Consider the following 23,575-nt stretch of genomic DNA (forward strand, 5'->3'; position numbering starts at 1 on the left):
CGCCGCAGATGGTCGATTCCGGCGATGGCCGCCCGCTGTCGGACCGGGCCTCCTCCGGCCTCCCGCCGAGCGTGGCCCGGGTGGCGGCGCGGATGAGACTGTCCGCCGAGCTCCTCGCCGCCATCCTCGAGGTGGAGGGCCGATCCCGGGCCACCCTCGACGACATGGAGCGCGCGGACGCCCTCGCCGACGTTCTGCTCGCCCGCCGCCGGCAGCGGGTCAGCAGCCATCGCCCCGAGCTCGCCCGGACCGGGCGTGGCGGCTGACGGGTCAGCCGGAACTCGCAGGGCGGGGCTGGTCGCGGGTGGCCGGGTACATCACCAGGGCACCACCCCGCGTCGTCGAAGACCCCGCCGGTCGGGCCGTCCTCGGCAGGATCGCGACGGCATGGATCCGGACGGGCCGGGTCACCCCACGGGGTCGGCGGCAGCGGCGGGAGCGGGGTCGGCGCCGCCCTCGGCCAGCAGGCGGGCGAGGTTGGCGAGCCCCTCGACGGACTGCGCGCGCATCGCGTCGGCGAACGCGGGGCCCAGGTCGGGGAAGTCCACCGTCCGCCGGAACCGGGTTCGTCCGTCGGCCAGTGCGGCCAGGGCGTAGCCGATCCGCACCTGACCGGCGTCGACGTCGGTGGTGAACGCCAGCCGCTGCGGACGCTCGCAGTCGACGATCGTCCAGGTCACGGTGTTGTCGACGCCGGCGACCGTCACCTGCTCCAGGATTCGGTCGCCGAGCCGGGCCGGACGGTCGACCGCGCCCTCGACGCGCCGCGCGGCCGGGTGCCACCGGGGCCAGTGCCCGGCCGTGGCGGCGAAGTCGAACACGGCCTCGATCGGCCGGTCGGTGACGAGATCGTCGCTTACCTGCGGCATGTCAGCTCCCGGTGGCTGGTCAGGACTGGGGTGCGGAACAGGGCTGGGCGGCGGGTCAGGGCTGGGCGGCGGGCGCCGGCGCGGGGGGTAGCAGGCGCAGGGCGGGCGGGGTGCCGACCTCCTCGTAGAGGGCGGCGAGGTGATCGGGGGCGAAGAACTCCTCGCCGGGGTAGCCTCCGCCGACCATGGCGAAGAACTTCGCGCGGTAGGCCGGGCTGCGCGTCGCCGCGGACAGCACCGCGTGCAGGAACGGTGGCAGCGCGAGCGCCGCCACCGTGACGGTGAACGCGAAGGTGCCGGCGGTCTCCCGGTCGCGCCGCGCCGCGTAGCCCGCGACGGCGCCGTCGATCGGGGACTCGCCCGCCAGCCCCCGGTGCAGGGCCTCGGCGAGCAGCTCGGCGTGGCGGAAGGCGTCGGTGATGCCCCAGGCGGTGAGCGGGTCCTTGTGATAGCCGGCGTCTCCGACCAGGGCCCAGCCCGGTCCGTGGGACCGGCGGTAGTAGCTGTCGGCGTAGCGCAGCCCCCGGAAGCGTTCGGCCCGCGTGGCGGCCCGAAGGTCCGCGCCGAACTCGGGCACGACGCCTGCCACCACGGACCGGAAGCTCTCCTCGACGTCGGCCCGGAACGCGCCGTAGGCGTCCCGGCGGCGCATGACCGCGACCATGGTGCGCCCGTCGTGGGTGGGGCAGCTCGCGAACTGCCGCCCGTGCGCCGTCCGGTTGTGGAAGCCCCAGTCGAGTCCGTCGAAGTAGGAGTAGTAGACGAATCCGCTCGCGGGCACGTCGCGGTAGACCTCCGCGCCCACCAACCGGGCGACCGTCGACTCGACCCCGTCCGCGCCGACGACGAACCGTCCGGCGAAGGCGGTCTCGGTGCCGTCGGCGTCGTATCCCCGGATCCCCGCCACCCGGCCGTCGGTGACGATCGTCCCGGTGACGGTGAAGCCCTCGATCACCTCGGCGCCGGCCGCGCGGGCCGCGTCGACGAGCAGCGCGTCGAGCACCGTACGGCGCGGGCAGAGGACCTCGGCGACGCCGTCGATCGCCCCGGCGAACCCCTCGGCGTGGATGCCGTCGTACGAGAAGGTCATGTGCTGCACCGGCGGCACCCCCGTCGCCCGCAGGCGGTCGAGCAGCCCCCAGTCCCGCAGCCGGGCGAGGCCCGCCTGGTGGATGAAGTGCGTCGACACGGTGTCGCTCGGAAAGGTCGCCCGGTCCACGGCCAGCACCCGGTGGCCGTGGCGGGCCAGCAGCATGGCCAGCGGCGAGCCCGCGCACCGCGCCCCGACGACGATCACGTCGTACATCGTTCCTCGCTTCCTCGCGCGCCTGCTTGCGTGCTTCCCTGCTCTCCCGCTTCCCTGTTTTCCCGGCTACTCGTCGTGCCGTCAGCCGTACTGCTCGAGCACCCGGGCGATCACGGTGCGGGCGGGGACGGGCAGGTCCTTCCAGCTCGGGTCGAGGTCGTCGGCGAAGGAACGCCGGTAGTCGGGCGGGCGGGTGCGCAGCGTCGGGCTGTAGGCGGAGTGGAACTGGACGGAGAGCTTCAGCCCGGGTGCGCCGGCGACGGCCACCGGTCCGGCCCCCAGCGCCAGCGCGTCGAAGACCTGCAGCTCACTGCGGTCGGCGTGGTGCACGACGATGACCGCCCAGCCCGCGCCGCCCGCGGGATCGGGGACGTACACCGGCGACTCACCCACCGTGCCGGCGGGAAAGGACCACGCCGACTGCTCCGTCATCGACTCCAGGTCGAGGCAGACCAGGGAGGATGGGATCTCCCGGGTCGGCAGGCGGTCCACGGGGACGACGCGCCACGGGTGCGTGGCGTACAGCTCGACGATGCGGGCGACGAGCATCTCCGGGTCGCATCCCCAGTACGCCTGCCAGAGGTACCGGCCTCGTTCGAGTGCGCCGCGGCGCATGTCCCGGCCGTACAGCAGGGTCGCCCAGTGCTGGTGCGGGGCCAGGAACAGCCGGCTGTCGCGGACCTCGCCCGTCCGACCGTCGATGACGTACCGCCCGACGGGCGAGGCGTCGACGGGCGCCGAGATGAACCCGTGCAGTCCCGGGGCGAGGGCGGTGCCCGTTCGCCAGACCCGGTCGGAGGCGGCCAGGCTGTAGTTGAGGTCCCAGCCGTTGGAATGCGCGATGTACAACGTCACGTCGTCGCCGTCCTGACGATAGTCGGCGAAGTGGTGGAACGACTCGTACGGGACGCGGGCGTGGGTCACCGGGACCGTCCGGCCGCGTCGGGCCGCGGTCAGGTCCCGTTTGGCGACGAGGTAGATGTCGGTGAACGGCAGGTGCGGCTTCGTGCGGTTGCGGCCGGCGACGCTGCCCGGCTCCTGCTGGAAACCGATCTCGGTGACGATGACGTAGTCCTGTGTCACCGTGACCTCGTGGACGCCCTGCACGAGGTGCGCACCGGGCACGCACCAGGTGTCCACGGGTCCGGCACCGTCCCAGCGCGCCACCCACAGTGTGCCCTCGACGTCCGTCGTCGACGTGCCCTGGGGGTGCAGCCGGGTGTTGCACCACCACATGCAGCCCTCGTCGAGATCCTCGACCGGATGCGCCGCCGTCCGCACCCCGGGGAACAGCGGATGGGCCGCCACCTCCGGATACTCGTCGACGCCACCGAGGAAACTGTGAAAGTCCGCGGTGATCGGATCGACTTCGACCGGACGTTGACTGATGCCGGTGAGCACCAGCCGGTCGCGGTAGAAGTGCGGCGCGACGTTCGTCAGCGACGGGCGTGCCCCGAGGGCGAGCGCGGCGAAGTCCTCGGCCGGCAGGGCCTGGCGCAGAGCCGTGTACAACGCCAGGTCGGGGGTGCGGACCCGGGTCGTCCGCCAGCGCCGGGCGGCCAGGTCGACATGGGTGAGAATGCCGGGGCCGGCAAACATGAAACGGACGTCGGTCGGCTGGGCGGGGCCGATGAGAAACAACTCGCCGGTGAGGGCGTCGGGCCATCGTCCCGCTGTCACGGTGAGTTCGAGGTCGTATTCCTGGCTCGCCTCGAGGGCATGGTGAAGAGCGTGGCCCATAGTGTGTCCCCTCGCCGGGTTGGGCGCGGCAGTGCGCCCTTGCGCCCGTAGCGCGCCGGGCGCTGTGCCGGTGCGCGGAACGTGCGGCTGGGCTGGTGCGGCATGACCGTACTTCTGCCCGCCGCGGCCGGCCCGGGAGGATCGAGGTTTCCAAACGTGTCATTGGACGCGTAGGTCGCGTATCCCATCGTGTTCGCGTCCGGACAGCAGGGTGACACCCCGGCACACGAGCGGGCCGACCACCCGGAAGAAGACCGCGGACGAGGACAGCTCCGGGCTGCACCGGTCGGAACGCAGTGGCGACAGGCCGGATCAGATCCGGTGCACATCCGCGCCTTCGCCCCCAGGGCCTACGCCAGGCATGGGTGTCGTCGATTACTCCTCGCCGGCTATCGGGCGTCGAAAATCTGGATGCGGCCGGGTCCGCGCAGCGCGAAGATGCCGATGCAGTCCGCCTGGCCGGTGGCGGGCAGCCAGGCGTCGCCCAGGTGGCTCCGGATGGAAACGCTGCGGCCGGAGGCAAGGGTGGTCTGCGCGATCCGGTTTCCCGTCGCGTCGAGATAGTAGAGCTGGATGATCTGGGAGCTGCGGTTGTCCACCACGAGTTGCGCCGGGGCCTGGAACAGTGACCGGATCCGGCCCTCCGACGAGCACGGGTACTGACTCGCCCCGGCGAAGGTGTACTGCAGCGGCCGGGGATTGTCGAGGGCCGTCCCGTCGGACGGTCGGGACGGGGAGGCCAGCCGGCCGTCGGTGGTGACGAACGGCCGCGGCGACGTCGTCCGCACGGTGGGGGACGAGTCGCCACCCGATGGGTCCCCGGACGGCGACGGGGCGGGAGATGGCGACCGCGTCGGCGTTGGCGACGGCGTGGGCGAGGTGGGGGAGGAGATGCTCGGGGTGGGGGTGGGACCGTCGGGCCCGGCCGTCAGTCTGGTCGCGACGCCCACGCTGAAGGTCACCACTGCGAGAATGCCCGTAACCACCGCCCAGAAGGCGACGGCCCTGTTGCCGAGCAGGCCACCGTCGGAACCACCCGAAGCACTCACAGGCCCCCCAACCCATGACGCACGGCCGCCGTGGATCCGGGTCATCTCGAGCATGACCGCGCCGAATTTCGCCGCCCGTGCAGTGATCTGATCGCACTGTACCCGTTGGACGCCGAGCCCTTCCCGGTGCTACGGGGCCGGGGTAACGGCCGCGGCGACGAGGTCGACGGAATCGGGGCGATCGACCCGATCGAGTTCCGCGTGGAGCATGTCGCTGCGGCCGGGCGGATCGACGAATCCCGGGAGATCGGTCCCGCGCGGTGGGGTCGAAAAAATGCCCAGCAGGAAACGGTCGGGTCGGACGACGGCGACCCTCGGTGCGACGGCCCTCGACGCGACGGCCCTCGACGCGACGGCCCTCGGTGCAACGGCCCGTGGGGCCGGGCTCACGTCCGTGGCCGAACTCCCGCGGCCCACGCGGGTCGGGTGGGCCAGGCGGGCGACGCGGGCCAGGCGGGGGGCGGTCAGCAGGCGGATCAGGGTGCCGTCCAGATCCTCGACGGCCGGGCAGGTCACCCCGGCGAGGGTGCGCAGGCCGCCGGGTGCCACGACCGCGAACGCGGTGACGCCGCGCCGGTCCGCCCAGGCGCGCGCCGCCGGATCCAGGCCGGCGACGGGGTCACCGCCGAGGCCGATCAGCGTCCACCCGTCCGTGAGAAGATCGTCGAGGTGGCAGCGGCGGCCGTCGAGAGTGCGCAGGCGGGGATTGGGCAGGACGAGGCCGGCGCCCGGCAGGGGGCCGGCGACCTGCCCGGGGAGGCGGGGTCGCTGTTGGATGGCACCGCCACGCAGTGCCTGGCGCAGACCCGGGGTGCGGTCGAGGGTGAACAGCAGGGCGCGGGTGAGCCGGGAGACGGTCGGGTCGGTGGTCTGCAGGATGCGGCCGATCCGCAGCGCTCCGGCGATCACCGTCTCGACGTGCCGGCGCCGTTCTCGTTCGTAGCTGTCCAGCAGGTCGTCGCCGGCGAGGCCGCGCAGGATCTCGTCGAGTCGCCAGGCGAGGGCGGCGGCGTCGCGGACGCCCGCGCCCAGGCCCTGCCCGCTGAACGGTGGCATGCTGTGCGCCGCGTCGCCGGCGAGCAGGACGCGTCCCCGCCGCCACCGGTCGGCTGTGCGGGCGTGGAAGGTGTAGACGGCCGTGCGGGCGACCTGGACCTGGTCCGGGTCGACCCAGGGGCGCAGCAGCGCGCGCACGCCGTCGGGCGCGGCCATCCGCTCCGGATCCTCGCCGGGCAGGAGCATCCACTCCCACCGGTGACCCCCGGGCATGGGCATGCTGACCGACGGGCGTCGCGGATCGCAGCTGTAGGTGAAGTACGGCAGGTGCGCCAGCGGCGCCGGGGCGGTGACGTCGACGACCAGCCAGCGCTGCGTGAAGGTGGAGCCCTGGTAGCCGATGCCGAGCATGCGTCGCACGGGGCTCGCGGCACCGTCGCAGCCGACGACCCAGCGGGCGCGTAGCCGGCTGCCGTCGTCCAGTTCGACGGTCACGCCGCCGTCGTCGTGGCGGATGGTGCCGCTGGTGCCAGTGGTGCCAGTGGTGCCGGTGTTGCTGGTGCTGGTGCTGGTGCCGGTGCCGGTGCCGGTGTTGCTGGTGCCGGTGCCGGTGCCGGTCCGGGGGTGCTGGTGCAGGGCGGTGACGGCGCGGCCGAGATGGGTTCGGACCGTCGGCAGGGTGGCGATGCCGGCACGCAGGTCACGTTCGAGTGTGGGCTGGTGGAAGAAGGCCGCGGCGGGCATGCCGAGCTCGCTCTCGCCGAGGCCCAGCTCGATGAGGACCCGCCGGCTGGGCCCGAGGATCGTGCTGCGCTCCGAGGCGTGGACGTGGTCGAGCAGGTCACCGAGGCCCGGCAGCCGGACCAGCAGGCGCAGGATCTCCTCGTCGAGGCTCACCGCGCGGGGCAGCGGCACGGGCTCGTGCTGCGGGTCGACGACGGCCACCGACAGCCCGCGTCCGCCGAGCAGGGCGGCCAGCACGGCGCCGACCGGGCCGTAACCCGCGATCAGCACGTCGACCTGCGGGTCATCCCGGACGTGCGGGTCATCCCGGACTCGCGAGTCAGGCTGGACGTCCGGGTCATCCTGCGATCCGGCCACCCGCGGTGCCGGGATCGACAGAGGCGAACGCCCTGGGGCCAGCACCTGGACATCGTCGTCCACAGGTTCGTTTCCCTTCGTGTTGCCGTTCCGCGAACCGTCCAGTTACGGAACGTAGAAGACCCGTCTGCACAGCGCAACGGCCGGCTCCGCCGCGCCGCGAACTCTCGCCGGCGGCCGGACGCCGGACGGTGGCAAATCCCCCGTCGGGGTCCCTGCGGTCGGTAGGCGCCCGCCCCCGCTCGCCGGCTGCCGACGTCGACGTCCGGGGGCGTTTGCCGGCAGGATGCGGTCATGAGGATCGAACAGGGGCAGGTCGCGGTGGTGACGGGGGCGGCCAGCGGCATCGGGTACGGGCTGGCCGAGGCGCTGGCCGCCCGGGGCGTTCACGTCGTCCTGTCCGACGTGCAGACCGACGCCGTCGAGCGGGCCGCCGCCACGCTCGCCGCGGCCGGGGCCACGACGCTCGCGGTCGCGGCCGACGTCGGCGACGCCGACCAGGTGGGCGCCCTCGCCGCGGCCACGATCGACCGGTTCGGCCGGGTGGACCTGGTGTGCAACAACGCCGGCGTGGTGAGCCGGCCGGCGCCGATGTGGGAGCAGGGTCTGGCCAGTTGGCGCTGGCTGATCGACGTGGCGCTGCTCGGGGTGGTCCACGGCGTGCACCACTTCGTGCCGCACCTGATCCGCCAGGGTGGCGGCCACGTCCTCAACACCGCGTCCGTCGGCGGCCTCATGCCGCTGCCGACGTTGACGCCGTACAACGCTGTCAAGCATGCCGTCATCGGGCTGACCGAGACGCTCGACCTGGAGCTTCGGGCGGTCGCCCCCACCCTCGGCGCGAGCGTGCTGTGCCCCGGGCCGGTGGCGACGGCGCTCAGCGAGACGTCGCGGGCGAACCGGCCGGCGGGGGCGCGGACACCCGACCCGACCGACACCCTCGCCGACCGGGCGGCGCAGCGCGGCGGCTCCGTCCTGCTACCGGCGGACGTCGCCCGGATCGCGCTCGAGGGCGTCGAGGCCGACCGGGTTCACATCCTCACCAACCCGGAGACGGCGGCGGGGGTGCGAGCGCGCGTCGAGGCGCTGCTCGCCGACGTGCCCTGGTAGACCGTTGCCCGCAGGACGGACGGGCACCGCAGGACGGACGGGCACCGCAGGACGGACGGCGCCAGGCGTGGTGGTCAGACGAGCAGGAGCCGCTCCAGGCCGGCGCGCTGCTCGGCGGTGAAGGGCATCGAGTGCAGCCGGTCGGCGTCGACCTTGACCAGGGTCGCGGTCAGGTTCGCCGCCGAGTGGTCGTGCTGGGTGAGTTCCAGGGCGAAGGTCAGCGAGCTCGTGCCGAACTTCGCCAGGCTGACGTCGAACAGGACGTCGCCGGTGAACAGCTCCCGGCGGTAGGTGCTGGCCACGTCGACGACGGCGAGATCGGCGGGGGAGAGCAGCCCCTCACAGGTCGTCGCGAGCGCCCGCGCCCAGGCCTGCGAGGCGATCTCCAGGGCCAGGAAGAAGGGGACGTGGCGGTGTCGGCTCACCGCGCCGTCACGATCCGGCCGGTGTGTCACCGGCAGCATGTACCGAAGCATCGACCGCGGTGCCTCGCTCCCCCTGACGGCCGCGCGGCACGGCCGCGGGCACAACCGACCCGGGCCGCTCCGACTGCTCGACCCGCTGGGCTTGACCCGGTGAGCTGCGTGTTCGGCTCTCATCCGGCGTCGCGCCGAATTCCGACACTACCGGTCGACGGGGCTCGGCGCGTCGGAGTGGATGTGCCGGCTCGTCTGCGCCGAGACCGGGGCGGCGAGGATCGCCGTCACCAGGTCGACGAGGTGGCTGGCGAACAGGCGGTGGTCCGGGCGGTGGTGCTCCCGGGCGCGGGTGGCCAGCTCCCCGTTGAGGAAGCGGATCGCTGCGAACCGGCGGTGCAGCGGCGGGCCCACCGCGGCGGGTGGCAGGAACGGCGTGACCAGGGCGCGCCAGCGGACCATGCTCGGTGCGGCCGACGCCGTCGCGAAGCTGGTGGCGAAGTGTTCGGGGCGCGCGGTCACCTCGGCGATGATCTGCAGATACTCGGGTCCGCCGTCGTGGTGGTCGAGGCGGGCCGCCTGGGGGAGCACGAGCGCGGCGGCCAGCGCGCGCAGCCCGGGATTCCCGTCGGGCTCCCCGGGGATCTTCCCGGGGAGCCCGACGGGGGGTTCCCCGTCGAGCTCCAGGGCGTCGAGCAGGCCGAGCCGGTGGGTCTCGATGTCCCGGTGATGCCGGTCGATGATCGCGGCGAGAACGGCCTGCCGGTCGCCGAAGTGGTACTGCAGCGCGCTCGTGTTGAGCTGGCCGGCGGCCTTGCTGATCTCACGCATGCTGGGGCCGTCGATGCCGCCGGCGGCGAACAGCCGCTCGGCGGCCAGCAGCAGGTCGCGGCGGGTGTGCTCGCCGCTCATGCCGCCGCGATGCGCGCGCTCGCCTGGGCGAACAGCCGCCGGGCGGTCGCGCGCAGCTGCCGGCCGACCGCGGGATCGGCCTGGCCGGCGCAGGCGCGGGCGTAGGTCCCCTCCAGGATGATCCCGATCTTGTAGCCGGCGAGGACCTCGTACCAGGGCAGGGACCGCAGGTCCCGGCCGCTGACCTCGCCGTAGCGGGCGACGAGCTCGGCGGCCGTGGGGAACCCGTCCCAGGGACGCACGCCCAGCGCCCCGGGGGGTGGCCCCTCGGGACCGGGCCAGGTGCTGAGCAGGCCACCGAGGTCGAGCAGGGGATCGCCGATGGTCGCCAGCTCCCAGTCGATGATCGCGGCGAGCGCCGGGCGGTCCGCCGTCACGAGCACGTTGGCGAGATGGTAGTCGCCGTGCACCAGCCCGGGGCGGAAGTCGTCGGGCCGGTGGGCGTCGAGCCAGGCACCGATCGCATCCAGCTCCGGTGCCTCGGGCCCCGGGTAGCCGGGCAGCGTGTGATAGCTCTCGAGCTGACTACGCCAGCGGCCGACCTGGCGTTCCAGGTAGCCGTCGGGGCGGCCGAGATCCGCGAGGCCGGCGGCGACGTGGTCGACGGCGGCGATCGCGGCGGCCCCCTCGGCCATCGCGAGACCCAGCCGGTGCCGCCAGCCCGGCGAGGTCCGGTAACCGGCGGGCAGCTCGACCGTGGGATTGGCGCCGTCGACCGGTTCCATCAGGTAGAAGGCCGCGCCCAGGACGGTCTCGTCGGCGCAGGCGGCGAGCAGCCGGGGGTGCGGCACGGCCGTGGACGCGAGCGCGGCGAGCACGCGGGCCTCGCGGCGCATCGTCCGGTCGCTGTCGGGCCGCTTGTGCACGGGCGGACGGCGCAGCACGAATCGCAGCCCGCCGCGGTCGAACCGGACGAGCACGTTCTGGGTGCCGCCGGCGAGCCGTTCGACGGCGGTGATCGGCCCCGCCGGCAGACCCTGGTCGTCCATCCACGCGGCCAGGCGGCCGAGGTCCACCCCGGGCACGGCGACCGCCGGACCGTCCACGGCCCCGCTCATGCCTGCGCCGAGGCGACACCGTCATCGAGGCCGCCGAGACCGCCGCCGCCGAGACCGCCGCCGCCGAGGCGGTCGGCGAACCGGCGGGTGGCCGCCTCCCGCAGGGTCGGCAGGTGGTCGCTCGGGAACAGCGTCTCGACCGCGCGGTGATCCTTGAGGACCTCGCGGGCGATCGTGACCCGGTGCACCTCGGTGGGACCGTCGGCGAGGCCGAGCAGCTCCGCGGCGACCAGCATCTCGACGAAGTTCATCTCGTTGGAGATCCCGAGCGCGCCGTGCAGGTGCAGCGCGCGGCGGGAGATGTCGTGCAGCACCTTCGGCATCGCCACCTTCACCGCGGCGATGTCGCGGCGGACCCGGCGGTAGTCGTTGTGCTTGTCGATCAGCCAGGCCGTGCGCAGCACCAGCAGGCGGAACTGCTCGATCTCGATCCAGCTGTCGGCGATCTGCTCCTGCACCACGCCGAGGGAGGCCAGCGGGCCGGAGCGCACCTGGCGCGACAGGGCCCGTTCGCACATCGCGTCGAAGACTCGGCGGGCCATGGCGATGGTCCGCATCGCGTGGTGGATGCGGCCGCCGCCGAGGCGGGTCTGGGCGATCGCGAACGCCCGGCCGCGCTGCCCGAGCAGGTGATCGGCCGGGATGCGCACGTCGTCGTAGCGGACGTACCCGTGCGCGCCGAGCTCGGGCGCCTCGTGGCCGAGTGCCACGTTGCGGACGATCTCCAGACCGGGCGTGCCCGCCGGCACGATGAACATGCTGGCGCGCTCGTACGGGCCGGCGTCCGGATCGGTGATCGCCATGACCAGGAAGAAGCTGGCGTAGCGGGCGTTGGTGGAGAACCACTTCTCGCCGCGCAGGACCCACTCGTCGCCGTCGAGGCGGGCGGAGGCGCGGAACAGCGTCGGGTCGGCGCCGGCCTGCGGCTCGGTCATCGAATAGCACGAGCTGATCCGGCCGTCGAGCAGCGGCTGGAGGTAGCGGGCCCGCTGCTCGGGCGTGCCGAAGTGGGCGAGGATCTCGGCGTTGCCGGAGTCCGGCGCCTGGCAGCCGAACACCGACGGCGCCCAGCGGGAGCGGCCGAGGATCTCGTTGAGCAGCGCGAGGTGTACCTGCCCGTAGCCGGATCCGCCGAGCTCGGGCCCGAGGTGGGCGGCCCACAGCCCGCGCTCCCGCACGAGGTGCTGCAGCGGTTGCACGATCGCGTTCGCCACCTCGTCGGTCTTGTCGAACGGCTCCCGCAGGACATGATCCAGCGGCTCGACCTCCTCCCGCACGAACGCGTCGACCCACTCGAGCTGCTCGGCGAACGCCCGGTCCGTCTCGAAGTCCCACGCCATGACGTCGATTTCTAAGCCACCTGCTTTAGAACGTCAAGCGAGAGACTTAGTCCGCGTCCGCGTCTGTGATCGGGACGGCTCGTCGGCGCCAGGTGATCCGGGCCCGTTAGGAGCGTCGGCGCGGGGACCTCACATGATCATGGATGCCGGGTCGCCATGGATGCCGGGTCGCCATGGATGCCGGGCTCTCCGGCGGCGCGGCACGGTTGCGCGAATCTGTATGACCGCGCCCTGTCGTCCTGGTGGCGCTGTCGTCCTGGTGGCGCTGTCGGCCCGGTCGGGATGGTCACCGCGGTAGTCAGGCCGAGATGCCGCCTCGTGCCGGGTCCGGCCAGCCGGCGGGCCGGGTCGCCGGCTCGGCGACTGCCCGGTCTCGGCGACTGCCCGGTCTCGGCGACTGCCCGGTCTCGGCGACTGCCCGGTCTCGGCGACTGCCCGGTCTCGACAACCGCCCGCTCCCGTCGCCCGCTTCCTGGCGTGTGACCAGATGAGTACAGAAACGTGCCGAGGCTTCGGCACGCTTTTTGGCCGGAGAACCGTGCCGAGACCTCGGCACGATCTGGCCGGGATCTGGCCGGGATTTGGCCGGGATCTGGCCGGGATCTGGACGGGTGGGCGGGCGAAACGGCTCCGTGAGCGACGAATGTGGATCGCAAGCGACTGCGGGCGACCGAGCGGCGCCACCGACAGGCCCGGTCAGCGGAATCTGCATGACCGTGTCGAGCCGTCGTCACACTGGCGGGTCGTGGCGCGGGGCGTGCTTCCGCGGACACGACGATCATCCAGGCCGGGCGCGGGAGGCGCCCTGCGGTACGGAATGCACGGTCCGATGGGCCCAGACCGGGCAGAACGCACCGCATCGGCCGCGGTGGCCAAGGACTTCCCGCTGCAGCCGCCGAACCGTAGGCCTACCGCGGCACAGGCGTGAGGAACGCGGCGCGGGGGCGGCCGGTGGCGGCGCGGGCGGTGCGCGGTGGGGTGGCGGCGCGGGCGGGGTCGGCGCCGCTGTTCCGTCGACCGTTGGGTTGACAAAAATCGGGGGCGATCTTACGGTCTGCGAATCCTCGCGGCGACGGTGCCGGGGGACCGGCCGCGCCGGTGCTGGAGGGAGATCGCCCCCGTGGACCTCTGCCTGTTCGCCCGGCCCGGCCTGGCCCCCGACGGCGAGTTCGACGCCTTCCTCGCGATGGCCCGCCAGGCCGACGTGGCCGGGCTGCACTCGCTGTGCTTCGGCGAGCACCTCGTGATCGCGCCCGACACCTCGCGCTACCCGTACGGGCCCTGGGGCCACCCGCCCGACACCGCCTGGCCCGATCCGCTGCTGTCGCTGGCCGCGGTCGCCGCGGTCACCGAGCGGATCCGGCTGTCGACCGCGGTGCTGCTCGCCCCGCTGCGGCCCGGTCTCGTGCTCGCGAAGGAGGTCGCGACCCTCGACGTGATCTCCCACGGGCGGGTCGAGCTCGGCGTCGGGACCGGCTGGCAGTCCGAGGAGTACGCCGGTGTCGGGCTGGCCTGGGACGAGCGCCGGCGCCGCTTCGACGAGGTGATCGAGACCTGCCGGCTGGCCTGGGGCGAGCAGCCGTTCTCCCTACCGCTCGACGCCGGCCGCCTCGACGCCGCCGGCGGTGACGCCGTCGGCCGTGGTACCGGCCGCCTCGACGGCCTGACCGCGCGGCCCGTGCCGGTCCAGCGCCGCATCCCGCTCTACTACGGCGTGGCCGCGACGGCGGCGAACGTCCGCCGCATCGCCCGGCTCGGCGACGGGTGGACGCCGGTCGGCGTCACCGCCGAGCAGGTGCGCGCCGGCGTGACCGCGCTGCGCTCTGCGTACGCCGACGCCGGCCGCGACCCGGCGACACTCGTCGTGCGGGTGCCGCTGCCCCCCGTGCCCGACGCGGCCGGCGGGATCGACGCGGCACGCACCGTCGCCGCCGCCGAGCCCTACCTCGAGGCCGGGGCGACCATGGCCGTCGCCGGCCCCAACCACCGCCTGCGCTCGGCCGCGGAGGCGGGGGAGCTGATCGAAGGCCTTGCGGCCGCGGCGAAGGCACTCTGAGCAGCCGCGTCGTCGCGTCTGTTGCGCGAGCCCGTCGGAAGATCCAGGATCGGAGATCGTCATGAGTCTGCGGGGGAGGGTGGCACTCGTCACCGGGGCGGCGTCGGGCATCGGCGCCGCGACCGCGAGGGTGCTCGCCGCCGACGGCGCCAGGGTCGTCGTCGCCGACATCGACCAGCAGGGGGAGGCGGTGGCGAAGGAGATCGTGGCCGCCGGCGGCGAGGCCGTGTTCCAGCGGGTGGACGTGCGCCGCCTCGACGAGGTGCGGGCGGCCGTCGCCGCCGCCGAGTCCACCTACGGCCACCTCGACACGGTGATCGCGAACGCGGGCACGGTGGGCGGTCCGGCGGTGGCGCGGCGGCTGGAGGACCTCGACGAGGAGCGGTGGACGGCCATCCTCGACATCAACCTGGCGGGCACCATCCGCACGTTCGCCGCCGCCGTCCCGGCCCTGCGCCGCGCGGGCGGCGGGGCGATGTCGGCGACGGCGTCGATCGCCGGGCTGACCGGGGTGGCCGGGCAGGCCGCGTACAGCGCGTCGAAGGGCGGCATCGTCGCCGTCGTGCGGGCCCTCGCCTTCGAGCTGGTCACCGATCGGATCCGGGTCAACTGCGCCTGCCCGGGCGGGGTCGCCACCAACCTGCTGGCGAACACCGACGTGCTGCCGGTGCTCATGGCCCAGGCCGAGGCGCAGGCCGAGGCAGACGCGGACACGGCGCCCGCGTCGGCGCCGGCGTCGGCCGGGCCGGGCGGCGGGCCGGCGGCGCAGGCGCTGATGAACCGGGCCGCGGACCCGGCGGAGGTGGCGAGGGTGCACCGCTTCCTGGTCTCCGACGAGGCCTCGCTCGTCAACGGGCAGGCGGTCGTCTGTGACGCCGGCAGCTCGGTGGCGAACCTCTGGATGGTCATCGACCGCTGATCCGGCGTCACCGCCGATCGGCGGAGCCGGTGATCGGACGACAACGCTGACGGGACGAAGACGAAAGGGAGAGGCTGCATGCCTGACTTACCGGACGACCGCGGGCCGGCCGAGCTCGGCTGGCGCGCGGGCACGGTCCTGCACCGCTACTGCCGGGCGATCGACCAGGGCGACGCGGGCGCCCTGCGGGCGGTCTTCGCCGCGGACGCCGCCCTCGTCGTGGCCGGCGGGACCGTCGAGGGCGGCCCGGGAACCCAGCAGGTCTTCGCCGGGCGGGACACCGTGGTGGGCATCCTCGCCTCGCTGTTCGACCAGCGGCAGTGGGCCCGCCACCTCGTGTCCAACCTGCTCGTCGACGTCGAGGCCGACGGCTCCGTCGACGTGCGCAGCTACTTCCAGTACTGGCTGGGCCGGGCCGACGGCACCGCCCACGGCGTCGGCGACTACCACGTGACGATGCGCGAGGCCGACGGTCGCCTCGCGATCACGACACTCTCGGCGACCATCCTCCAGGAGATCACTCTGCCCGCCGCGGCGCCGGCGGTCTCGACCGCGGGAGCAGCAACCGCATGACGATCGTGGAAACCGAGTCGATCGACCTCTACTCCCTGGCGAGCTTCGAGCACGGGCATCCGCATGCCCTCTACGCCCGGCTGCGCGAGCACGACCCCGTGCACTGGAACGACGAGCCGAACGGGCCGGGCTTCTGGGCCGTCACCCGCTGGGAGGACATCCGCGCCGTCAACCGCGACGACGAGAACTTCTCCCACTGGCCGGTCTCCATGATCGAGGACTTCATGGAGACCGAGGACAAGTCGATGGTGAACCTCGACCCGCCGCTGCACACGGTGATCCGCCGTGCGGTCGTCCCCGGGTTCATGCCCTCGGCGGTGCGCCGCCGGATGACCCGTTTCGTCGACGCCGCCGAGGCCATCGTTGACGAGATCCGCCCGGCCGGCGGGTGCGACCTCGCCGTCGACGTGGCCGGGAAGATCGCCGCCTACGTGACGGCCGACGTGCTGCGCATCCCCCGCGAGGACGCGGTGCGCCTCTACGAGTACATCGAGATCGGTCTCGGCGGCGGCGCCTACACCGAGCAGGAGCGCCAGGGCGCGACCGAGGCGTTGATCCGGTACTCGATCCAGGTCTGGGAGGACCGCCGGGCCCACCCCGGCGACGACGTCTGTTCGATGCTCGCGGCCTGCGAGGTGGACGGGGCGCCGATGAGCCTGGAGAACTTCTCGGCGAACATGACCCTGCTCATCGTCGGCGCCGGGGACACCACCCGGCACCTGATCGGCGGCGGCCTGCACGCCCTGTTCACCCATCCCGACCAGCGCGAGCTGCTGCAGGCCGACCTCGACGGCCGGATGCCCGCCGCCGTCGAGGAGATGCTGCGCTGGGTCACCCCGGTGGTGTACAACCGCCGGACGGCCCTGCGCGACGTCGAGATCGGCGGGCGGAGCATCAGTGCCGGCGACAAGGTGTGCGTCTACTACGGCGCCGGCAACCGGGACCCGAGGGAGTTCGCCGACCCGGAGCGGTTCGACATCACCCGCTCGCCCAACCGGCATCTCGCCTTCAGCGGCCTCGGCCAGCACTTCTGCCTCGGCGCCCATGTCGCCCGGGCGGAGGCCATCGCGATGATCACCACGTTGCTGCGGGCGTTCCCCGGCATCCACCCCGCCGGCGAGATGGAGTGGACCCGGTCGAACTTCGTCATGGGCCCCGCGCACCTGCCCGTCACCTGGTGACGGCGCCCGCGGGGGGCGGGCCCTCCCCGGCCGCGTGACCGTGACCGGGAAGGGCCCGAGCCGGGCCGCGGGCGGCTACCGGGTGATCTCCCGTTACTGGGTGATCTCCCGTCCGCAGCGGTCCCGGTCGATGACGTCGAAGGCCGTGCCCGTCGGGCTGACCTGGACGAACGAGTAGCAGTTCGTCGTCCTGCCGAGCCCGTGGGCGAAGTCGACCGGCGAGATCAGACCGTCGGCGTCGTAGTCCGTCACCGACCGCAGCCCGTCGATGAACGCCCGCCGGGTGGGGCAGGGGCCGGCCGCCTCCAACCCGCGGATGAACATGTCGGTGTCGACGTAGGACATCAGGGCGAAGTCGTGCTGCGCCTGCGGGATCTGGGGGGCGAAGCGGGTCACCGCCTTCTCGTAGGTGTCGACGGCGGCGCCGCCGAGTTCGAACGGGCGGTAGAAGACGGGGATGACGAGCCCGGCCATCTGCGCACCCGAGGTTTCCAGGAGCTGCCGGTCATAACCGGTGACCGCCATGACGAGTCCCGGTAGCCGACCGGCGCCGCGCAGGGCGCTCAGCACCTGGAGATAGTCGGGCGGCTGGATGAGGAAGATGACCGTGTCGGCGCCCGACTCGGTGATCCGCCGCGCGGTATCCGCGGGATTGTCGGTCTGCGACGAGTAGCTCAGGATTCCGGCCAGGTCTAGCCCGGCGGCCCGGATGCTCTGGTCGTATTTCGAGGTGAGCTCCGAGACGCTGGCGGACAACGCGGCCTGCACCAGCAGGACGCGTTTTCCGCCACGGTTGTGGACGAAGGTACCGAACGTGTCGACCGCGTTCCCGTCGGTGTAGGAGAACGAGAACATGTTCCGGTAGTGCGACCAGATGTTCTCGGTCGCGATTCCGGTCACCGGGACGCCACGGTCGGCGAGGTACTGGGCGCTGCCACTGGCGGAGAAGGAGGACTCGATGACGCCGAAGACGTTCTGCCGTTCCACCAGAGTGCGGGCGCCCTGGCTGTTCGCGTCGGCGGTCCCGCGGTCGTCCTGCCAGTCGTAGACGATCTTCCGGCCGTGGACGCCGCCGTGCTCGTTGGCCAGGCCGATGCGGGCGTCGATGCCGGCCCGGGAGGAACTGAAGGTAGGCGCGAGAACACCGGAGTCGGGATAGAGCAGCCCGATTCTCACCTCGTTCGGCGTGACTCCGGGACTGACGCACCCGGCCGATTTCGCCTCATGGGACGCACAGCCGGTCAGCGTCGCGGCGGCGAGCAGGGCCAGTGCGGGGGCTAGGCGGGAACAGCGGCGCATAAGAGGAGAAACTCCGGGGTCGGACGGTCTTCGGGGCAACGAGCGCGGGCCGGTTCGCCGTGACCGACCGGTCGGACCACCACAATGCGGCGGAGGGGGAATGCGGCGCCGCCGCCGGCAGCCGCCGGACGGGAACGCGGGATGGGTATCGAACGGGTATCCGTCATTTCGGCAGCTTAGGGTGCGTGTATCCAGCGGGTAAACCAATATGCCGGCGCGGCCTGCGGTAAATTTCGCCGCCGGCCACGGGCCGGCGGCGAACGCCGCCCGGGGATGCGCGGCCGGCCGGCTGCCGGTCGTGCACCTCGGCCAGGCCGCCGGCATCCAAACACCCCACGCCGACCACCCCGCCCGCCGACCACCCCGCCCGCCGGGCGACCAGCCTGCCGCGGCCCCCCGCGGCGTCGTCGCCACCCGGGCCCACCATGTGGAAGCACCGATGTCGCCGAACGGCTCGCGGCCCGGGGCGAGACGAATGCGTCGGTCGTGGGTTCGAGCCCCACCCGCCCCGCCACGCTCCGTGTCTAGCTTCTGACCTGGTCAAGTGGGGTTTGACCTATCGGTCGGGATGGTCGGCGAGGTTCCGTAGGTGCAGGTCAGCGGATGCGGGAAGTCGGTTCGTACATTGCCAGCTTCTCGAACTGACGGCTCCGGTTGTAACTCTCGGTGGTGGGTTCGGGTCGTTGGGCGTCGATTGTGGTCGTGCGTGGTCCCGCGAGGTGCTTGGGTACCCAAGTCCAGGGCTGGAGTGGGTCAGCCGCGGCCGGGTGCTTGCGGAGGCTCGCGTCCTTCATGCGGCCTGATGATCCCTACCGCGTCGGCATGATCGCGGCTGAGGTCGCCGTGATGACGTTCGTCCCGGATGTCGGCGAGGCCGCCTTGCTGGAGAGTGATCTGATCTGCGGCGCCGTCTGAGCGTTGACGGCGAAAGCCGGGGAGCAGGGCGAGGATCAGCAGGGCGTTGGCTGCGCAGGCGAGGCCGCCGGAGACCGCGGAGGCGGCGTCTGCGAGGGTGGTGGCGACGGCGCCCGCCTCAAGGTCGCCGAGCCGCGGCCCGCCGGTGACGACCGAGATCTGTAGGCCGGTAAGCCGGCCTCGCAGCGTGGCTAGAGGAGCGCGGCTGGCGCGGCTGGACCAAGTTCGAGCGGATCGATCCGACATAGCGCTGTCGTCGGCATGAGCGGTCGTCTGCGAACGGGTGTGTACGCGACCGGTCTCGTCAGACGGCCCAGTCCGACCTCTCAGTCCGACCGCTCAGTCCGACCTCGCGACGTCGCTCAACATGCCGGCAAGGAGTCGCCGGTCTATCTTGGTTGACGACAGAACAGGTAGATCCGCCGGTTGGATGATTCTTATCACCCGCGGGATCTTGTACTCGGACAGCGTGCCCCGCAGCGATCGACGGATGTCCTCCGCAAGCAGGGTGGCTCCGCCCCGGGCAACGACAACGGCGCCGACGATGCTGACCCGCTGCGGATCGGGCACGCTCACGACGATCGCCTGCTCGATCCCCGGGAGGCTCGCCAGCGCGGCCTCGACTTCGCGTGGGGAGACGTTGGCACCCGACGATTTGATCATGTCGTCGAGTCGGCCGTGGAAGAAGATGTGGTCGTCGCGGTACGAGCACAGGTCACCTGTGTGGTACCAGCCCGCGGCATCGAAGCAGGCTTCGCGTTCCTGCTTCACGAACCCGGCCATGAGGGTGTCGCCGCGGACGAGTAGTTCGCCGGGAGCCCCCGGGGCGACGTCTGTGCCGCTGTCCGGGTCGATGAGCCGGTGTTCCATCCCGGGCATGACCGGCCCGAGTGTCCCGGCAAGTTCGTCGGGATAGTCGGGATGAGAGACGGTGTGCGGGCCGGCGGTCTCCGTCATGCCGAGGGCTATTCCGAAGACCTGGTTGCGCGGTCGCTGGCCGGGGGGCAGCGCGGCGAGGAGGTTGCCTCCGCGTAGGGCGCTCAGATCGCGCTGCGGGAACGACGGATCGGTCTCGAGCGCGGTCAACAGGTGGGGCCAGCCGGTGAGGTAGGTGACGCGCTCTCGCTCCAGGAAGTCGAGCAGCTCCGAGCCGGTGCTGCCGCTTCCCAGCAGGGCGCAGCCGACATGCATGGCGGCCAGGACGGTGTATGTCAGGCCACCGACCCAGAAGAACGGCATCGGGGTGAAGACGCGATCGTCGCGCCTGTACGGCATGATGGCGCCGAGCTTCGCGGCCTGGCGCATGAAACCGTTGTGAGTGTGCATGGTGCCCTTCGGCGAGCCAGTGGATCCCGAGGTGTAGATGATGCTGACGAGATCGGCCGGCGACACCTCACCCTCGATTGCCGCCAGTAATTCGCGGGAGACACCGCTCGGCGTCGACAGATCGAGAGCGGAGGCCCACGCCGGTGCCGAAGACCCCCACACCCAGACTCCGCGAAGATAGGGAGCATCATGTAGCCGCAGCGCACCACGGGACTCGGCGAGTCCCTCGAGAGCGCTCTCCAGGCCGGCCGGGTAGTCACGGTTTCGGTAACGGTCCGCCGTCACCAACAGCGCAAGGTCGGAGTGGCGGATGACTGACCTGAGCTCGGTGCCGGTGGACAGGGTACTGATGGGAACGGCCACGGCTCCGATGCGAACGATCGCCAGCCAGACGATGATGAACTCGGGACTGTTGGGGAAGACCATCCCGACCCTGGTCGCCTTGCCGACCCCCGCCGCCACGAACTGGCCGGCCAACAGTGCGGAACGCTCGTCGGCCTCCCCGTAGGTCAGCCGCCGGTCATCGAACACGCAGAGCTCACGGGCCGGGTGGTGGGTGGCGCAATGGCGTAGCAGTGCCGGTACGGACGGATCGACGTCCGCGACGGCGGTCCAGTCGGCCACGCCCCTCATGTCGCCGTAGCTGTCTCCTAACCGGTGCACAAGCAACGTCCTTTCTGTCCTGATCGATCGAAGCCGAAGCCGATGCCGGAGCCGGAGCCGGGGGCGCAGCCGGGACCGGAGCCGGGATCGGAGCCAAGGTCGCGTAGTCGTGTCGGACGACTGCCGCCGGGCGTATGCTCACCGGTGCTATGGCCGTCGAGTTGCATCATCTTCGTCACTTCGTCGCCGTGGCCGAGGATCTCAACTTCAGTCGGGCCGCCCGTCGGCTCTGTATTGCGCAGCCCGCGCTCAGCCAGTCGATCAAGAGGCTCGAGGTCTCGCTCGGGCTTGAGCTCTTCGTACGCTCGCGCACCAATGTGGAGCTGACGCCTGCCGGCCATGCTTTTCTCGTCGAGACGAAGGCGACGCTGCTGCAGGTGGAGCGTGCGGAACTGACGGCACGAAGAGTGGCTTCGGGGGAGCAGGGAAGCCTCCGGCTGGGTTATGTCACCCCGGCGGTGTTCGAGATCCTGCCGGCGATCATCCGCAGCTTCAGCCGCGAGTCGCCGGACGTCGAGGTGATCTTCGAGGAACTGCCCGTGGAGGACCAGATAGACAAACTTCGGGGCGGCGACATCGACCTCGGAATCATCATGGGCCGGCGTGAACTGCCGCCGGAGGTTCACCTTCACCTCATCGGTCACGTCGATGTTGCGGCGGCTGTGCCGTCGACGTGGCCGCTGGCCCGCCGTGAGCAGATCCGACTGAAGGACCTGCGCCATCAGCCGCTCATCATGGTGCCCCGCGAACGACACCCGGACATCTACGACGACTTCATGGCCGCCTGTCGTCGACTGGGATTTTCGCCGACCGTCGCCCACCGTACCTCGAACCCGATGACGACCCTCAGCCTGGTGGCCGGTGGAATGGGCATCGGGCTCGTCGCGGGTGCGTCCACGAGTTTCTGGGTACGCGATGTGACGATAGTGCCCATCGTGGACTCGCCGGGGGACCCGATCGCCCGCAGCATGTTCGCGGCCTGGATTCCCCGTGCCCAGAATCCCGCCCTGGAGCGACTGCTGTCGAGCGTTATGGCGTTGCCGCCCGCCACGCGACCACAGCGACACGAGACCTGAGTCCCTTCGGTTGGCGTTGTCGACGAGTCGTGCCACCGCGACCGCAACAGTCTCACCGGGTGCCGCAGGCGTCCAATATCAGTCGTGTCGACATCCATACCGGCTGCGTATCAGAGCGCTCCGCCGAACCCACGTCGACAACGCGCGACGGCATCGAGAGTCTTGTGGTCGAAATAGGCGTTTAGTCCGGAAAGTCGCGGACATCGGCCGCGGCGATCGCGTCGGCCTGACCGAGCGAACGACAAGTGTCCCGACGCGCGGCACGCTGACCCGCACTTCTGCGCCGTGGCTCTGGCCAGCATGTGCCGGCGCCGTCATACGTCGGCGGTATCAGGGTACACGGAGGTCATATTGGACAGAGCTGGGCGCGCGGAGCCAGTCTCGAGCAGGCGCACCTCGCGCCCGCCCTGGAGACCCTCACGACGGGACTTGTCAAGATGCCCCTGCTCCAGCCGGAAACACCTGTTGAGCGCCGACCCATCGACTCGGACGGCCACTACTACGAGCCCTATGACGCGTTCACCCGCCACATCGAGGCGAAATACCGCTCGCGGGCCGTGAACGTGCGCGTCAGTGCACGAGACGGGTTGGGGCGTCTCTACTACGGCGACCAGAAGGCCGGCCTCATCCGGGTCGTTCAGTGCGACTACACGGGCGCACCCGGTAGTCGAGCGGGCGCCTTCCTCGGGATTCACGACGACGAGGACCCGGGCGGCTGGAGCCAGCCCGAAATGATCAGTGCCCATGATTTCCCGGCAATGATGCACCGGGCGAACCGTCTCGCGCTCCTGGACGACCAGGGCCTCGACGGCACGTTACTGTTCCCGAGCCTGGGTGTCTCGGTGGAGCACGAACTGCACGACGACACGGACGTCCTCTACGCGAACCTGCGTTCCTTCAACCGCTGGCTGGAAGAGGACTGGGGTTTCGCCGCGGACGGCCGTCTTTTCGCGGCGCCGATGATCTCGCTGGTGGACGTCGAGCAGGCGGTCGCCGAGACCGAGCGCGTCCTCGCGGCCGGCGCGCGGCTCCTGCACCTGCGGCTGGGGCCGATCTACGGGGAGTCCGCCGCCGACCCCGGGCGTGACCGCTTCTGGGGGCTGGTGCAGGAGGCCGACGTTCCGGTGAGCTTCCACGTCTCGGACGCCGGCTACCACGAGCTGTGGGGAGCGCAGTGGGGCGAGCTGCCGCGGCCGCCGCTGCAGCACCAGTCCCCGTTCAACAACTACCTCGCCGGGACCTCGGCGCAGGACACCTTCGCCAACCTCATTCTCAACAACCTTTTCGAGCGCTTCCCGCGGCTGAAGGTCCTGAGCATCGAGAACGGCGCCAGCTGGGTCAAGCCGCTGATGAAGCGCCTCGACAAGGTGGCCTTCATGACGCGGGGGCAGGCGGGCGTCGGTGGCCCCGTCGCGGGTCGACCGTCGGAGACCTTCCAGCGCAACTTCTACGTCTGCCCCTTCTTCGAGGAGGATCCGGTCGAGCTCGCGGAAGCCATCGGCTACGACCATGTGCTCTTCGGCTCCGACTGGCCTCATCCCGAGGGGCTGGAGCAGCCGCTCAACTTCGCGGACAAGCTCGTCGACCGTGCGGACCCGGTGGAGACGGCCCGGGTGATGCGTGGCAACATCGCCGGACTGATTCGGGTCGACGCGTGAGGCGCACCCGCG

The 23,575-nt window shown here is 71.9% G+C and carries 19 protein-coding genes; 8 read left to right on the forward strand and 11 right to left on the reverse strand.

Annotated elements, in window-relative coordinates; translation table 11 throughout:
- Positions 1–8: 8 nt before the first annotated feature.
- Entirely contained in the window at positions 9–266 is a 258-nt protein-coding gene (locus FRAAL_RS13310) for a hypothetical protein (RefSeq protein WP_011604194.1), read from the forward strand.
- Positions 267–407: 141 nt separating this feature from the next.
- Here FRAAL_RS13310 and FRAAL_RS30450 read toward each other — a convergent pair whose 3' ends face one another.
- From FRAAL_RS30450 to FRAAL_RS13340, 5 genes are all read right to left on the reverse strand, one after another.
- Entirely contained in the window at positions 408–869 is a 462-nt protein-coding gene (locus FRAAL_RS30450; protein WP_011604195.1) for an SRPBCC family protein, read from the reverse strand.
- A gap of 55 nt (positions 870–924) precedes the next feature.
- Complete coding sequence (locus tag FRAAL_RS13320) at positions 925–2,175, reverse strand: NAD(P)/FAD-dependent oxidoreductase (protein ID WP_011604196.1); 1,251 nt, start codon at positions 2,173–2,175, stop codon at positions 925–927.
- Positions 2,176–2,256: 81 nt separating this feature from the next.
- The gene (locus FRAAL_RS13325) at positions 2,257–3,915 is read right to left on the reverse strand and encodes a carotenoid oxygenase family protein (protein ID WP_011604197.1); all 1,659 of its coding nucleotides are present in this window, start codon (positions 3,913–3,915) and stop codon (positions 2,257–2,259) included.
- A gap of 389 nt (positions 3,916–4,304) precedes the next feature.
- Positions 4,305–4,964, reverse strand: a complete 660-nt coding sequence (locus FRAAL_RS31690) for a hypothetical protein (protein ID WP_083866789.1) — start codon at positions 4,962–4,964, stop codon at positions 4,305–4,307.
- Between the two features lie 129 nt (positions 4,965–5,093).
- The gene (locus FRAAL_RS13340; RefSeq protein WP_231861634.1) at positions 5,094–7,124 is read right to left on the reverse strand and encodes a bifunctional 3-(3-hydroxy-phenyl)propionate/3-hydroxycinnamic acid hydroxylase; all 2,031 of its coding nucleotides are present in this window, start codon (positions 7,122–7,124) and stop codon (positions 5,094–5,096) included.
- A 231-nt stretch (positions 7,125–7,355) separates the two neighbouring features.
- Here FRAAL_RS13340 and FRAAL_RS13345 point away from each other — a divergent pair, with 231 nt between their 5' ends.
- Positions 7,356–8,171 carry an SDR family NAD(P)-dependent oxidoreductase gene (locus tag FRAAL_RS13345; protein WP_011604201.1) on the forward strand — a complete coding sequence of 272 codons (816 nt, stop codon included), beginning with the start codon at positions 7,356–7,358 and terminating at the stop codon, positions 8,169–8,171.
- Positions 8,172–8,245: 74 nt separating this feature from the next.
- On the opposite strand, the gene FRAAL_RS13350 is transcribed toward FRAAL_RS13345, so the two are convergent.
- The 4 genes from FRAAL_RS13350 to FRAAL_RS13365 form a co-directional block, all read right to left on the reverse strand.
- Positions 8,246–8,635, reverse strand: a complete 390-nt coding sequence (locus FRAAL_RS13350; protein WP_231861635.1) for an acyl-CoA thioesterase — start codon at positions 8,633–8,635, stop codon at positions 8,246–8,248.
- Positions 8,636–8,794: 159 nt separating this feature from the next.
- Positions 8,795–9,499 carry a TetR/AcrR family transcriptional regulator gene (locus tag FRAAL_RS13355; RefSeq protein ID WP_011604203.1) on the reverse strand — a complete coding sequence of 235 codons (705 nt, stop codon included), beginning with the start codon at positions 9,497–9,499 and terminating at the stop codon, positions 8,795–8,797.
- Positions 9,496–10,557, reverse strand: coding sequence for a phosphotransferase family protein (locus tag FRAAL_RS13360; RefSeq protein WP_011604204.1), 1,062 nt, complete (start codon positions 10,555–10,557; stop codon positions 9,496–9,498). Before FRAAL_RS13360 ends, FRAAL_RS13355 begins: the two co-directional genes overlap by 4 nt.
- Positions 10,554–11,897 carry an acyl-CoA dehydrogenase family protein gene (locus FRAAL_RS13365; RefSeq protein ID WP_011604205.1) on the reverse strand — a complete coding sequence of 448 codons (1,344 nt, stop codon included), beginning with the start codon at positions 11,895–11,897 and terminating at the stop codon, positions 10,554–10,556. Before FRAAL_RS13365 ends, FRAAL_RS13360 begins: the two co-directional genes overlap by 4 nt.
- Before the next feature lie 1,120 nt (positions 11,898–13,017).
- Here FRAAL_RS13365 and FRAAL_RS13370 point away from each other — a divergent pair.
- The 4 genes from FRAAL_RS13370 to FRAAL_RS13385 all read left to right on the forward strand — a co-directional run bounded on the left by FRAAL_RS13370 (position 13,018) and on the right by FRAAL_RS13385 (position 16,626).
- The gene (locus tag FRAAL_RS13370) at positions 13,018–13,953 is read left to right on the forward strand and encodes a TIGR03619 family F420-dependent LLM class oxidoreductase (protein ID WP_157734540.1); all 936 of its coding nucleotides are present in this window, start codon (positions 13,018–13,020) and stop codon (positions 13,951–13,953) included.
- A 61-nt stretch (positions 13,954–14,014) separates the two neighbouring features.
- Positions 14,015–14,872, forward strand: coding sequence for an SDR family NAD(P)-dependent oxidoreductase (locus tag FRAAL_RS13375; protein ID WP_041939274.1), 858 nt, complete (start codon positions 14,015–14,017; stop codon positions 14,870–14,872).
- 78 nt (positions 14,873–14,950) lie between these two features.
- Positions 14,951–15,445 (forward strand): nuclear transport factor 2 family protein, encoded by a 495-nt coding sequence (locus FRAAL_RS13380; protein ID WP_011604209.1) that lies wholly within the window; start codon positions 14,951–14,953, stop codon positions 15,443–15,445.
- Positions 15,442–16,626, forward strand: a complete 1,185-nt coding sequence (locus FRAAL_RS13385) for a cytochrome P450 (RefSeq protein ID WP_011604210.1) — start codon at positions 15,442–15,444, stop codon at positions 16,624–16,626. The genes FRAAL_RS13380 and FRAAL_RS13385 overlap by 4 nt, the downstream gene beginning before the upstream one ends.
- Positions 16,627–16,719: 93 nt before the next feature.
- Here FRAAL_RS13385 and FRAAL_RS13390 read toward each other — a convergent pair whose 3' ends face one another.
- Both FRAAL_RS13390 and FRAAL_RS13395 read right to left on the reverse strand, forming a co-directional pair.
- A complete protein-coding gene (locus FRAAL_RS13390) occupies positions 16,720–17,802 on the reverse strand; it encodes an ABC transporter substrate-binding protein (protein ID WP_011604212.1) in 1,083 nt (360 codons plus the stop codon).
- Positions 17,803–19,179: 1,377 nt separating this feature from the next.
- Positions 19,180–20,790, reverse strand: a complete 1,611-nt coding sequence (locus FRAAL_RS13395; RefSeq protein ID WP_041939276.1) for a class I adenylate-forming enzyme family protein — start codon at positions 20,788–20,790, stop codon at positions 19,180–19,182.
- A gap of 188 nt (positions 20,791–20,978) precedes the next feature.
- Here FRAAL_RS13395 and FRAAL_RS13400 point away from each other — a divergent pair, with 188 nt between their 5' ends.
- Together FRAAL_RS13400 and FRAAL_RS13405 are read left to right on the forward strand one after the other, a co-directional pair.
- Positions 20,979–21,905 carry a LysR substrate-binding domain-containing protein gene (locus tag FRAAL_RS13400; RefSeq protein ID WP_162137473.1) on the forward strand — a complete coding sequence of 309 codons (927 nt, stop codon included), beginning with the start codon at positions 20,979–20,981 and terminating at the stop codon, positions 21,903–21,905.
- Between the two features lie 437 nt (positions 21,906–22,342).
- Positions 22,343–23,563: an amidohydrolase family protein gene (locus FRAAL_RS13405; protein WP_041939277.1), complete on the forward strand. Its 1,221-nt coding sequence runs from the start codon at positions 22,343–22,345 to the stop codon at positions 23,561–23,563.
- The last annotated feature ends 12 nt before the right edge of the window (positions 23,564–23,575 follow it).

Origin of the sequence: Frankia alni ACN14a (genome assembly GCF_000058485.1) — a bacterium.
Taxonomy (GTDB): Bacteria; Actinomycetota; Actinomycetes; order Frankiales; family Frankiaceae; genus Frankia; species Frankia alni.